The organism is Peribacillus asahii (genome assembly GCF_004006295.1).
In the GTDB taxonomy this organism is placed as follows: Bacteria; Bacillota; Bacilli; order Bacillales; family DSM-1321; genus Peribacillus; species Peribacillus asahii_A.
Window position 1 is genome coordinate 570098 of the sequence record NZ_CP026095.1, and the last position, 13240, is coordinate 583337.

Annotated in this window: 11 protein-coding genes; 9 read left to right on the top strand and 2 right to left on the bottom strand. The window is 37.4% G+C overall.

What is annotated here, in order from left to right:
- The first annotated feature begins 9 nt into the window (after positions 1 to 9).
- The 6 genes from BAOM_RS02910 to BAOM_RS02935 all read left to right on the top strand — a co-directional run bounded on the left by BAOM_RS02910 (position 10) and on the right by BAOM_RS02935 (position 5795).
- Positions 10 to 1224, top strand: a complete 1215-nt coding sequence (locus BAOM_RS02910) for an ammonium transporter (RefSeq protein WP_127758973.1) — start codon at positions 10 to 12, stop codon at positions 1222 to 1224.
- A 16-nt stretch (positions 1225 to 1240) separates the two neighbouring features.
- Positions 1241 to 1603: a P-II family nitrogen regulator gene (locus tag BAOM_RS02915; RefSeq protein WP_119115709.1), complete on the top strand. Its 363-nt coding sequence runs from the start codon at positions 1241 to 1243 to the stop codon at positions 1601 to 1603.
- A gap of 27 nt (positions 1604 to 1630) precedes the next feature.
- Positions 1631 to 1813 (top strand): hypothetical protein, encoded by a 183-nt coding sequence (locus BAOM_RS02920; protein WP_127758974.1) that lies wholly within the window; start codon positions 1631 to 1633, stop codon positions 1811 to 1813.
- 270 nt (positions 1814 to 2083) lie between these two features.
- Positions 2084 to 2737, top strand: a complete 654-nt coding sequence (locus tag BAOM_RS02925) for a LytTR family DNA-binding domain-containing protein (RefSeq protein ID WP_127758975.1) — start codon at positions 2084 to 2086, stop codon at positions 2735 to 2737.
- Between the two features lie 142 nt (positions 2738 to 2879).
- On the top strand, positions 2880 to 4406 hold the full coding sequence (locus BAOM_RS02930) for a succinyl-CoA:acetate CoA-transferase ScpC (protein WP_127758976.1): 1527 nt from the start codon (positions 2880 to 2882) through the stop codon (positions 4404 to 4406).
- A 285-nt stretch (positions 4407 to 4691) separates the two neighbouring features.
- A complete protein-coding gene (locus BAOM_RS02935; protein ID WP_127758977.1) occupies positions 4692 to 5795 on the top strand; it encodes an AI-2E family transporter in 1104 nt (367 codons plus the stop codon).
- Positions 5796 to 5951: 156 nt separating this feature from the next.
- Here the strand turns inward: BAOM_RS02935 and BAOM_RS02940 are convergent, their stop codons facing one another.
- Positions 5952 to 6788, bottom strand: a complete 837-nt coding sequence (locus BAOM_RS02940) for a TetR/AcrR family transcriptional regulator (RefSeq protein WP_127758978.1) — start codon at positions 6786 to 6788, stop codon at positions 5952 to 5954.
- Between the two features lie 98 nt (positions 6789 to 6886).
- On the opposite strand from BAOM_RS02940, the gene BAOM_RS02945 reads away from it, so the two are divergent.
- The 3 genes from BAOM_RS02945 to BAOM_RS02955 all read left to right on the top strand — a co-directional run bounded on the left by BAOM_RS02945 (position 6887) and on the right by BAOM_RS02955 (position 11754).
- On the top strand, positions 6887 to 9970 hold the full coding sequence (locus tag BAOM_RS02945; protein WP_127758979.1) for an efflux RND transporter permease subunit: 3084 nt from the start codon (positions 6887 to 6889) through the stop codon (positions 9968 to 9970).
- Positions 9971 to 10148: 178 nt separating this feature from the next.
- Positions 10149 to 10733: a TetR/AcrR family transcriptional regulator gene (locus tag BAOM_RS02950; RefSeq protein WP_127758980.1), complete on the top strand. Its 585-nt coding sequence runs from the start codon at positions 10149 to 10151 to the stop codon at positions 10731 to 10733.
- Between the two features lie 79 nt (positions 10734 to 10812).
- Entirely contained in the window at positions 10813 to 11754 is a 942-nt protein-coding gene (locus BAOM_RS02955) for an NAD-dependent epimerase/dehydratase family protein (protein WP_127758981.1), read from the top strand.
- A gap of 39 nt (positions 11755 to 11793) precedes the next feature.
- On the opposite strand, the gene BAOM_RS02960 is transcribed toward BAOM_RS02955, so the two are convergent.
- A complete protein-coding gene (locus BAOM_RS02960; protein WP_127758982.1) occupies positions 11794 to 13212 on the bottom strand; it encodes an NAD-dependent succinate-semialdehyde dehydrogenase in 1419 nt (472 codons plus the stop codon).
- Positions 13213 to 13240: the final 28 nt, after the last annotated feature.

Sequence of the window (13240 nt, forward strand, 5' to 3'; positions counted from 1 at the left end):
GAGGGAATTATGCAATTAGCAGATTCGGTATTTATGTTTGTTGCTACAATGTTAGTTTGGTTAATGACTCCAGGAATTGCCTTATTCTATGGAGGGATGGTACGAAGTAAAAATGTGCTAAGTACAGCAATGCATAGTTATATGCCAATGGCTGTTATTTCTCTTCTTTGGGTAGTTATTGGATACTCGCTTGCATTTTCTCCAGGAAATACTTTCATCGGTGGACTAGATTGGGTCGGATTAAAAGGGGTAGGTTTTGAACCTGGACCGTATAGCGACACAATTCCTCACAGCTTATTTATGTTATTTCAAATGACCTTCGCGGTTTTAACCGTTTCGATCATCGCCGGCGGCGTTGCTGAGCGTATGAAATTTTCAGCCTTCTTAATTTTTTCAATTTTATGGTCGTTGTTTGTATACGCTCCGGTTGCACACTGGGTATGGGGCGGCGGCTGGTTACACGCAATTGGTACAATCGATTTTGCTGGCGGCAACGTTGTACACATTTCATCTGGTGTAGCTGGTTTAGTATTAGCAATTATGTTAGGGAAACGTAAAGAATCCGCAAATAGTTCTCCGCACAATCTTCCGTTAACATTTCTTGGTGCCTCACTAATTTGGTTTGGTTGGTACGGATTTAATGTAGGAAGTGCTCTTACACTTGATGAAGTAGCTATGAATGTATTTGTAAACACAGCGGTTGCGGCAGCAGCTGGGATTATTGGTTGGTTAGTTGTCGAAAACATGATTAATAAAAAGCCAACGATGCTTGGAGCGGTATCAGGGGCTCTTGCAGGTCTTGTAGCAATCACACCAGCTTGTGGATTTGTCACTCCTTCAGCTTCTATTATTATTGGTCTTATTGGCGGGGCATTGTGCTTCTGGGCTATCTTCTCATTGAAATCGAAATTAGGCTATGATGATGCCTTGGATGCTTTTGGATTACATGGAATTGGCGGAACGTGGGGCGGTGTTGCAACAGGATTATTTGCAACAACTTCTGTAAACGCCGGTGGAGCAGATGGTTTATTCTATGGTGATGCTAGCTTATTATGGAAAAGCTTAGTTGCTATTATCGCTACTTATATATTCGTTGCAGTTGTCACATTCATTATTGCGAAAGTTACTAGTATTTTTGTACCGCTTCGTGTGAATGAGGAAGATGAGTCGGTTGGTCTTGATATTTCTTTACATGGTGAAAAAGCATACCACGAATCAATTTAAAGAAAGGTGATTATATATGAGTGAGATATTAACGAAAATTGATATTATTACCCGGCCGATTAATTTCGAGAAATTTAAAGCGGAGCTTGCAAAAATTGGGGTAAGTGGGATTACCGTATCGGATGTGAAGGGTACCAGTCTTCAAAAAGGCTATATTGAAACATATCGTGGAGTCAATCGGGAAAATTCATTACATGATCGAATTAAAATTGAAATTGTCGTTTGTGAAGTTCCTGTTCAAGATGTGGTAGATGTGACAAGAAAGTTTTTAAGTACAGGGAAACCAGGGGATGGGAAAATATTCATTTATGAATTAGCGAATGTAGTGAAAATTAGCACAGGTGCAGAAGGTTATGATGCACTGAAAGATGAGAAGTAAGCATCTTTTGAAAAAGGAGCGGTCATAATGGGAAGGTTAGTTCGCATTGTTGCGGCGAAGAAACAGAAGATTGTTAATACGCTTATAGCAGAGAAGGTGTATGAACCTACGGACCGTTCCTTTTTATTAGACTTACCATTAAAGAATTTAGAAGACCTTTTATTAATTCAAAGGGAATCGATGATTGATCAAGAAAACGATCAAACGTAGAAGGAGCCGTTCTTCTTCCTCTTTAGATGGAAGGACGGTTTTCTTGTTTTACCCATAGAAATTTTTTTGCATTCCGACTATAATGAGTGAAGAAATAATTATTGCGCATTTTTTCTGGTTTTTTCACGTTTTTCGCTTTTTTAACACCATTTTTTGTTTGGTAAATAAAAAAGACGATGGTGTTAATCAAATCTTTAGATATAAAACAAAAAAGAACCTTTTTAAATAGACTAAACGAGAAACAAAAGAGTAGGTTGGTGGGATGAAAAAATGGATCGATTTTCAATTCAATCTGTATTAAATATTGTAAATGATTTTTTACCAATGGAGAATGCATCAATTGCTGTGTCTGATGAAAAGCAATTTATTTATTATCAACCGAGTAAACAAATTGACTTAAAGATTCAACCAGGGGACATAATAAATAGCGACACTATAACGTACAAAGCGTTAAGTGATCAAAGAAAGGTTTCTGAGTACGTTGATAATAATAGCTTTGGTATTCCATATTTCGGAATTGCTGTGCCAATTATGGACGGAGATAAACCAAAGGGAGTCGTTACAGCTATTCTGCCTTCCAAGCCGCTTTTACTTTCTACATCATTCTTAACTGTGAAAACGAATGATCGTTGGATGCCTATTCCGAATGATGAAATTATGTATTTGGAAGCACAAAATCGAAAAACACGTATTCAGTCGAGTCGTGTTAATGGCTTTCATAAACTGAATTTAAGTGAGCTTGAACTTGTGTTACCAACGGATAACTTCATTAGAGTGCATCGTTCTTATATTGTGAATATCCACTTTATTGAGGAAATCTTGCCAGATTTCCATTCAACTTTTTTACTTGTGATGAAGGATAAGTCGAAAATTCAGGTGAGTCAAACATATGCAAGTCAATTTAGACGAGCGTTAGGTTTCTGATTTATTGGCTTTTTTCTTCTTTGTGCCTTGAAAATTCTGGCTTGATTTATTTTTAAGGCCTTTCATTCCAAAATGAATGTGACTCTAACGTTAGATTGTTAAAATGAACAAGTATAGAAAAGCGGAAATGGGGGACTTTTGTATGAACGAAAGCGTTTTCAAGAAAATTCGCAATAAGCAATTTCAAGATAAAATTGTAACTGCCAAGGAAGCTGCTTCATGGATTGAAGATGGCATGGTACTTGGTATGAGTGGATTCACTCGTGCTGGTGATGCTAAAGTTGTTCCAATGGCACTTGTTGAAAGAGCAAAAACTGAACAATTTAAAGTAGACGTATATACTGGTGCTTCATTAGGGCCAGAAGTTGATAAATTTATGGCAGAAGCTGGAGTTATCCGTAAGCGCGGACCGTTCCAAGGTGATGCTGGAATTCGTAACAAAATTAATACTGGCGAAGTTACTTATGTTGACGCACATTTATCTCATAATGCTGAATTAGTTCGTCAAGGAATTATGGGACCAATCGATTATGCAATTATCGAAGCTGCTGCAATTACTGAAGATGGTTTGTTAATTCCAACAACATCTGTAGGTAACTCACCAATCTTCGTTCAAGAAGCGAAAAACATTATCATTGAGTTGAACGTTACTCATCCTGATTCATTAGAGGGTATTCATGATATCTATGTACCTGCTCCACAAGGTGAGCGTGAACCAATTCCAATGACGAAAGCTTCAGATCGTATCGGAACAATTGGTATTCCGTTAGATCCAGCAAAAGTTAAAGGTATTGTAATTTCTGAAGAGCCGGATGCTCCTTCATTAATCGTTCCTCCAGATGAGGAAACGCAAACAATGGCAAACCTTTTATTAGATTTCTTCCGTGGAGAAATTAAAGCTGGTCGCTTAACAAATAAATTAGCTCCACTTCAATCAGGTGTAGGTTCTGTAGCAAACGCGGTATTAGATGGCTTTGCTAATTCTGAATTTGAAGATCTTGAAGTGTCTTCAGAAGTACTTCAAGATGCTGTATTCAACTTAATCGATGCAGGTAAAGTTAAATTCGCAGCTGCTACTTCAATTACACTGACTGAAGAATTACAGAAAAAAGTATATGGCAACTTAGAAGCTTATGCTGATAAAATTTGCTTACGTCCACAAGAAATTTCTAACCACCCAGAAGTTATCCGTCGACTCGGTCTAATTTCTATCAATACAGCGTTAGAACTTGATATCTATGGAAACGTTAACTCTACACACGTTTCAGGTACAAGAATGATGAACGGTATCGGTGGGTCTGGAGATTTCGCTCGTAACGCTCGTTTAGGTATTTTCGTAACGAAATCTTACGCAAAAGGTGGAAACATCTCAAGTATCGTGCCTATGGTTTCACATGTAGACCATACTGAGCATGATGTGGATGTAATCGTAACTGAGCAAGGTATCGCTGACTTACGTGGACTAGCTCCAAAAGAACGCGTTGAATTGATCATTAACAACTGTGCACACCCAGATTATCGTGAACAGCTTTGGGCTTACTTCAACGAAGCTGTTGAGAAAACTGGTGGTCATCAGACTCCACACGTTCTTGAAAAAGCATTATCTTGGCACGTTAACCTTGCTAAGAACGGTACAATGAAAGAAGCTTCTCTTCAAGAGCAAAAATAATAGATAAACAATTCGCTATGGCATTTGCTGTAGCGGATTTTTTTTGGACAAGCAAGTTATACATTCTGAATTACTAGATAGTATAAACAGATTATGTAGATTTATACAAAGAATGAGAATTCGTTAACACGTCATAAGGTGATTCGGTAAGGCTAATATGGAAAAATAATAATAAAAAATGTTGTCCGTTGAGAAAGTGTGTTACACTGCAATCAGTAATAGAAAAAAGAAATGATATATTTCTCCATCTTATTGAATTGAGAAAAATGTGGAGGAGGGGAACTGTTGTTTAAATCAAAACTGCATTTTTGGACCTTTGAGCTGTTGATGATTGCTGTGCTTATTTTTGTAAGCACAAAAATTTCATTTCTATTCGAACCAATTGGTATTTTCATCACAACTTTGTTTTTTCCTATTCTGATTGCAGGGTTTCTATTTTTTCTCTTTAATCCGATTGTGACATTTTTAACGAAAGGGAAAGTACCGAAAGGGTTGGCGATTCTCCTCATTTATGTTGTCTCCCTTAGTTTAATTGGTCTGTTAATTGGTTTATTAGGTCCATCTCTATCGAAACAGGTTACAGAATTGATCAATGATATTCCAGGTTATTTCAATGAGTCTAGGAAATTCATTGAGGATATGTCCGAAACAATGTGGTTTAAGTGGACGATGGAGCAGGATTATGTTTCATTAGAGGAGATTGGGAATACACTTCAAAACTATTTAACGACACTGCCAAGTAATATAACGAATAGTCTTTCATCCATTTTTAGCGTAGCGACGAACATTACATTAGTCATTGTGACAGTTCCATTTATTTTATTTTATATGTTAAAGGATGGGCATAAATTCTCCCGTGCTTTATTACGCTTTGTACCGAAAGGATATCGAAAGTCTGGGTTAGTCATCTTAAGAGAGACAATGGAAACATTGGCAACATACATACAAGGTCAACTGCTAGTCTGTTTCTTTGTTGGTGTCGGGACGTTTATTGGGTATTTAATTATTGATTTACCATACGCGATTTTGTTTGCTTTAATATGTGCCATTACAAATATTATCCCGTATGTTGGTCCGTTCTTAGGCGGAGCACCAGCTTTTGTTATCGCGTTAATTCATTCTCCAACACAGGCTGTTTTGGTGATTGTCGTCATTACAATTGTACAGCAGCTTGATGGAAATTTAATTTCACCACTTGTGATTGGGAAGAAGTTGAACACACATCCATTAACAATTATTATTCTTTTACTTGTTGCTGGCAATCTGGCTGGTATTTTAGGGATGATTTTGGCTGTTCCGACATATTCGGTAGTCAAAACTATCGTTTTAAATATCGTGAAGTTTATAAAACTGCGTAAAAAAGAGCAGGATGAAGAAATATTAGAGTGAATAAAAGCGAGTTCTTATAGGAACTCGCTTTTATTTTTTTATCTGAAAGGTGTGTGAAACCGCGGTTTCACACGCATGATCCCAAAATTGTATAAATAAACAATATTTATTAACAAAGCCATCTGCAAATAAACAGGATATAATGAAAAACGTTCTTTATAATTGATAATATTCGCGAATTAAATACGAAATCCACTTGCACTGTGGGTTGTTTTTAATGTTTTCTAACAAGCCCTTTGTAATAGCTAGGCTTGTGTTTGTTTTGAATAGATCATCTTTTAGAATTTGTAGCGATTCTTGCTCAATTGGATTTTCGATATCACCGATTTTTTGTTCAATTAGTGCAGCAATATGTTCTGTTGTTACCTGTTCATGTATAGGTCCCTTAATAATACGTATAATATCTCCTGAAATGAAAGGGATTGTTGAATGTTGAGCTAGTAAAGCTGTTTTTTCGACGAGTGATTTAGTTAATGAATCTATATCTAACGGTAAATTAAAGCGAAGATACAAGCCTGAGTAAATTTGTATAAACCCTTTAATACAAATTAATAAATCGTATTTCGTTTCTTCGATCTGTTCACCATATAATTGATCTAACATATACAGTATGCTTTCATTAATATGACTGTCATAGTAATCATGTTTAGAGATTAGTTCCTCATTATTAAAGGTTTGTGTTTGTTCTTTAAGGAACATTTTAGCGAAAGCTGAATGTTTACTGAAAGAACGGAATGTTGTGAAGTAGAATACATAAAGAAGTTCTTCCTTGTTTGAACAATTTCTGACTGAGTAGTCAATATCAGCTGTGATTTGCATCATAAAGTAATCGATTAATGCCAGAATTAACTCGTCTTTTGATTTAAATGAAAGGTAAAAAGCCCCTTTTGAGATACCGCAGCGCTCCGTAATTTGTTGAACAGAAGTTGCTTCGAAGCCTTGTTCTGAAAATAGCTCTAATGCTTTATCCATTATTAATTGTTTTTTGACCATCTATTAAAATCGCTCCTACATAATTTATTGACAATTGACCGATTAGTCATTAGTATAAATAATTGAATTGAACAAGTCAATTAAAGGCAGGTGCAAAGGTGAAAAGTTTAGTTAATTTTGTCTTGAAAAATAAACTAGCAGTTTGGTTACTGACAATTATCATCACTGTCTCAGGAATTTATTCCGGTACACGAATGAAAATGGAGACGATACCAGATATCTCAATTCCATATTTAATGGTAACAGCAGTGTATCCGGGTGCAACTCCTGAAAAAGTAATGGATGATGTGTCTATACCATTAGAGAAAACACTTGAAAGCTTAGAAGGAGTAAAAGCTATTTACTCAAATTCATATTCTAACATGGCAAGTTTGCAGGTAGAGTACAATTATGAAAAAGATATGGATGAAGCAAAGCGTGAAATCCAAGCTGTGCTTGATACAGTGTCACTGCCTGAAACTGTCGAAGAACCATCAATTTCTAAGATTAGTATGAATATGATGCCTGTTGTTGCATTAAGTGTAAGCAGCACGGAAGAAGACATTGTCGGGCTAACAAAGACAGTCGAAGAAAGTTTATTGCCAAAGATTGAGAAAATTGACGGTGTTGCTTCTGCAACAATTACCGGTCAACATATTGAAGAAGTTGAATTAACATATGATGAAGAAAAAATGGCTTCTTTAGGCGTGACAGAAGAAGACGTTGAAAAGATGATTCAAGCAAGTGATATGGCCGTATCGCTAGGTCTATTTGAGTTTGAAGAATCAGAAAAAGCCGTTTCCGTTGACGGGAAGTTCATGACAGCAAATGAGTTAAAGAAAATGTTAATTCCGGTAACACCATCAGCTGCAAATCCATCACCAGTTGTAGAACTTGGTGACATTGCAAAAATTGAAGTAGTTGGGAAAGTGGAGTCTGTATCTCGTACGAATGGTGAAGAAGCCATTGCAATTCAAATCGTAAAAGCACAAGATGCAAACACCGTAACAGTTGTTAATGAGGTAAAAGAGTTAATGGAAGAAGAAGAGAAGAGCATTGACGGACTTGTTGTTGATATGACACTTGACCAAGGTGCCCCAATCGAGGAATCCGTTACAACAATGATTGAGAAAGCAGTATTTGGCGGTTTAATTGCTGTTTTAATCATTTTGCTATTCTTACGTGACTTCAAATCAACAATCATTTCGATTGTCTCCATTCCAGTTTCAATTTTCATGGCATTATTATTATTAAACTGGATGGATATTACGTTAAATATTATGACGCTCGGTGCGATTACGGTTGCGATTGGTCGTGTTATTGATGACTCGATCGTAGTAGTAGAAAACATTTATCGTCGTTTGCATTTAAAGGGAGAGAAGCTGTCAGGGCGCGCGTTAGTTCGTGAAGCCACGATTGAAATGTTTAAACCAATCTTGTCATCTACATTAGTAACGGTTGCGGTATTCGCACCACTCATTTTTGTAGGTGGTATGGTTGGAGAGCTATTTATGCCATTTGCATTGACAATGACGTTTGCGCTTGGGGCATCGTTAATTGTCGCTATTACAATCGTTCCAGCTCTTTCTCATTTCTTGTTTAAGAAAAAATTATATAGTGAGAAAGCAGAAGGACATCATAAAGAACAAGGGAAACTGTCAAAGTGGTATAAAGGAATTCTTAAATGGACATTGAACCATAAAATTGTCACTTCTGTAGTTGCTGTAGCGATGTTAGTAGGAAGTTTAATGTTAACACCACTTATTGGCTTTAGCTTCTTAGGTAGTGAAGAAGAGAAAGTGATGTATTTAACATACACACCAAAAGCTGGTGAACTCGAAGAAGAGACGTTAGCCAATATGGCAGCCGTTGAAGAAAAAATGCTTAAGCGTGATGAAATTGATATTGTTCAAGTTTCTATTACAAATAGTACTGATCCAACAGCGATTATGATGGGCGGAGGATCTGGCGGTGGGTTAATGTATTTAATCTTTGACCCAGACACAGAAAACTTTGCCGATGTAAAAGCAGAAATTGAAGACTATGTATTTAATATCGGTCAAACAGGCGAATGGAAGAGTCAAAACTTCTCAGCAGGTTCTGTTTCGAGCAATGAAATTAGCTACACATTCTACAGTGAAGATTTAGATGACTTAAATGAAGCTGTAGGAATGGTAGAAAAAGTATTAGCAGATAATGACGGCTTAAAAGATGTGTCATCTAGCACAGAAGAAAGCTATGAAGAATTCACATTCAAAGTAGAACAAGATGAACTATTACAATATGGTTTAACAACAGGACAAATTGTGCAGATGTTAAGCCCGCAAACGCAACAAAATGTATTAACAACAGTTGAAAAAGACGGAAACACGTTAGAAGTCATTGTACAACAAGAAGCTGAAGCAGCACCTAAATCCATTGATGATATGCTTGAAAAAGAAGTGCCAACCGCTTCAGGAAAAACAGTGGAGCTTTCAGAAATCGTAAAAGTAGAAGAAGGGTTCGCTTTAAATACGCTTTCTCGTAGTAAAGGTGAATACTATGCGACAGTATCTGGTACGATTTTAGGTGATGATATTTCAAAAGTATCGGCTGAAGTGGATAAAGAGATTGATAAATTAGACTTACCAAATGGGGTTGAACTAGGTGTTGCTGGTGTAACAGCTGACATTAATGAAACATTCACACAACTAGGTCTTGCAATGGTTGCAGCGATTGCAATTGTATACTTTATCCTAGTTGTCACATTCGGTGAAGGTTTAGCGCCATTTGTGATTCTTTTCTCATTACCATTTGCAGTAATCGGTTCATTTGTAGGCTTATTAATTGCAGGAGAAACAATCTCTGTATCAGTAATGATGGGTCTACTCATGTTAATCGGTATCGTTGTAACAAACGCAATCGTACTTGTAGATCGAATCATTCATATGGAACGTGAAGGTATGCCGATGCGTGAGGCTATCCTTGAAGCAGGAGCAACGCGTCTACGCCCAATCTTAATGACAGCTATTGCAACAATCGGTGCATTAATTCCACTAGCAATTGGCTCTGGTGGCGGCGGTTTAATTTCAAAAGGACTAGGTATTACAGTAATCGGCGGTTTAGCAAGTTCTACTTTACTGACGTTAATTATCGTACCGATTGTATATGAAGTATTATCTAAACTATTTAAGAAAAACCGTAAAGAAATAGAAGAAAACTAATCGTAAAAGCTTGGTTTACAACATAAAGCGCGTGTCGGATGGTCATTCCGATACGCGCTTTTATAGTGCTTCTTCATTTATAAAGAAATGGGCTTGTTTTCATCATCCTTTTTATTTACAAATATGGAATAAATGCATATAATAATTATTAACCAATGGTCAATAAAAGGAGTAAAGAATGTCACCTAGAAAATCCGTTGAACAAGAATTAACAAGAGATATGATTATTGATACTGCAAGAACTTTATTTGCGCAATCTGGCTATCAGCACGTATCTATGAGAAAAATCGCGCAGGCATTAGGGTATTCCCATGGTGCGCTTTATTATCATTTTCAAAATAAAGCGGAACTATTTTATGCAATTGTTGCTAAGGATTTCTCTTTATTAAATCATTTATTAATCGAAATTATGAATGAACAGCTGACGAACACGGAGAAGGTAAAGAAAATCCTGTTGCGATTTATTCAATTTGGTTTAGATTATCCGAATCATTATGAACTGATGTTTTTAACAAGAAACCGTGATATCCAGCAGCATTTACAACTGGCTCCAGCGGAAAGCTATGAGCAATTTGCACAGGCTTTGTCAACATTATGTGACTCGCGAGTAACCGCTCAAGCAATTTGGTCTGTTTTTTTAGCGGTTCATGGCTTTGTCAGCGTTCATTGTCGTAACGAGCAAACATATGAGGAAGTGGAAGGGTTAGCAAAGACTCATGTCAGATTTATGCTAAAAGGTCTTGGTATAGAAGAAGAGGGATAATTGCTGAAAAAATCGCCTAAGGGCGAATTTTTTCAGCAATTAATTGACCAGTGGTTAATTAATAAAGGGAGTGAATCACTTGAGAAAAGCACTTGTATTGGGCGCAACGGGAAGCATGGGAAGTGCACTTGTTTACGAATTAGTGAATAGAGGAGTCGAAGTAACTGCCTTTGCCCGAAGTGGGGATCAGTTAAATAAGCTATTCGGAAATCAGCCAGTGAAGGTAACAATCGGCGATGTATTTCAACAAGATGATGTGGAGAAGGCTGCAGAAGGTATAGATGTTGTATTCCATGCTATTAATATCCCTTATCCAGAATGGCAGGAAAAGCAATCGATATTACTGACCAATATTTTAGAGGCAGTAAAGAAAACAGGAACGAAGCTTGTGATGATAGATAATATTTATGCATATGGAAGAAGTTATGGCGTTCCTGTTACAGAGGAAGTAAAGAAAAAACCACATACGAAAAAAGGGAATATTCGTTTACAGTTAGAGCAGATGGCGAAGCAGTCACGTGTACCACTTTTGATTACGCATCTTCCAGATTTTTATGGACCGAACGCTGGAAGTACATTGCTCAATTATACATTTCAAGCAATGATTCAGAATAAAAAAGCGAGGTATATAGGCAATCAAATGTTAGCCAGAGAATTTATTTATACACCAGATGGAGCAAAAGCAATTGTTGAATTAGCGTTTCAAAATCGCTTTGATGGGGAGAATTGGAATATCCCGGGGGCAGGGACAATTACAGGAACAGATATTATTAGGATTGCTAAGCAGGTTACAGGGTATAACAAAAAGGTCTCTACTGTCAGTAAAAATATGATTTGCTTCATAGGGGTATTTGATTCTTTTATGAGAGAGTATGTAGAAATGTATTACTTAAACGAAGAGCCTGTTGTGTTAAATGGTGATAAATATGAACGAGCAATTGGTCCAGTACCAAAAACGCCATATGAAGAAGGAATTAAACAAACGTTATTAAGCATAAAAAATAACAGCCTAACTAGTTGATAGGCTGTTACTTTGGATATAAGCTGAATGTTCTTGTATTTATAATCCGAGTGAAATATATTTTGTTTCTAAAAACTCTTCAATGCCTTGGTGTCCGCCTTCGCGACCTAGTCCACTTTGTTTAAACCCGCCAAATGGAGCTTGAGGAGTGGACGGTAGACCATCATTTAAACCGACAATACCGAATTCCAGCGCTTCAACAACACGGATGCCGCGGCTAATATTTTCAGTAAATACGTAGGCCGCTAACCCATAGATGGAGCTGTTCGCTCGTTCAATGACTTCTTCTTCCGTTTTAAAGGAAGTAATCGGTGCAAGCGGACCAAATGTTTCTTCTGTCATACAGAGCATGCTGTCATCGATATTTGAAAGAACAGTCGGTTCTAAAAATAGACCATTCACTACTTTTCCGCCTGTTTCAAGCTTAGCGCCACGACGAACAGCATCTTCAATATGAGCTAATACTTTATCAACTGCGTGCTGGTCGATGAGTGGGCCAATATCGACCCCTTGATCAAGACCATTTCCTACTTTTAACTCTTTTACTTTAGCAACAAATGTTTCGATGAACTGATTGTAAATCGATTCATGTACGTATATTCGGTTCGAGCAGACGCATGTTTGACCAGCGTTCCGGAATTTAGAGCTAATTACACCATTCACAGCCTTTTCTAAATCTGCATCTTCTAAGACGATAGAAGGGGCGTGTCCACCCAGTTCCAAAGAAATTTTTTTAACAGTTTCGGCAGAGCCCTTCATTAATGTTTTTCCTACTTCGGTAGAGCCAGTAAACGTCAATTTGCGAACGCGAGGGTCTTGAAGCCATGTGTCGCCAATTTCGGATGACTTGCCAGTGACAAGGTTGATGACTCCTTTTGGAATCCCAGCTTGCTCTGCAAGTTCGACAATTTTTAGAGCTGTAATGGGTGTTAGGTTTGCTGGTTTGATGACAACTGTACAGCCAACGACGAGTGCTGGTGCCACTTTACGTGTAATCATAGCTGCTGGGAAATTCCATGGCGTGATGACAGCAACTACACCTACAGGCTGCTTGGAGACGAATAGACGTTTATTCGATTGTGTCGCTGGAATCATTTCTCCATATACGCGTTTTCCTTCTTCTGCAAACCAAGAAAGAAAGCCGTTTGCATAGGTCATTTCGCCGATAGCTTCTTTTAATGGTTTCCCTTGTTCTTCTGTCATAATCTTTGCAATTTCTTCTTTATTAGCATCAATTAAGTGATACCATTTCCAAATCAAATCAGCACGTTCATAGACTGAGAGAGCAGACCAGCTTTTAAGTGCTTCATAAGCCGCATCGGTAGCTTTTTTAGCTTCATTGGCCCCGCCAATAGGTATAGTAGCAATGCCTTCATTCGTCGCTGGGTTCGTTACATCCATGCGTTCGAGTCCAAAATCAGACCATTCTCCATTGATGTATAAATCATATTGCTTCATATGAAAAACCTCCCTTTATATATGATTA

What these genes read in the sequence shown, in the direction of transcription:
- BAOM_RS02940 (WP_127758978.1), bottom strand. Translation starts at nt 6,788, where the DNA reads ATGGTCAAAAAACAATTAATAATGGATAAAGCATTAGAGCTATTTTCA.
- BAOM_RS02930 (WP_127758976.1), top strand. Translation starts at nt 2,880, where the DNA reads ATGAACGAAAGCGTTTTCAAGAAAATTCGCAATAAGCAATTTCAAGAT.
- BAOM_RS02915 (WP_119115709.1), top strand. Translation starts at nt 1,241, where the DNA reads ATGAGTGAGATATTAACGAAAATTGATATTATTACCCGGCCGATTAAT.
- BAOM_RS02950 (WP_127758980.1), top strand. Translation starts at nt 10,149, where the DNA reads ATGTCACCTAGAAAATCCGTTGAACAAGAATTAACAAGAGATATGATT.
- BAOM_RS02910 (WP_127758973.1), top strand. Translation starts at nt 10, where the DNA reads ATGCAATTAGCAGATTCGGTATTTATGTTTGTTGCTACAATGTTAGTT.
- BAOM_RS02960 (WP_127758982.1), bottom strand. Translation starts at nt 13,212, where the DNA reads ATGAAGCAATATGATTTATACATCAATGGAGAATGGTCTGATTTTGGA.
- BAOM_RS02920 (WP_127758974.1), top strand. Translation starts at nt 1,631, where the DNA reads ATGGGAAGGTTAGTTCGCATTGTTGCGGCGAAGAAACAGAAGATTGTT.
- BAOM_RS02925 (WP_127758975.1), top strand. Translation starts at nt 2,084, where the DNA reads ATGGATCGATTTTCAATTCAATCTGTATTAAATATTGTAAATGATTTT.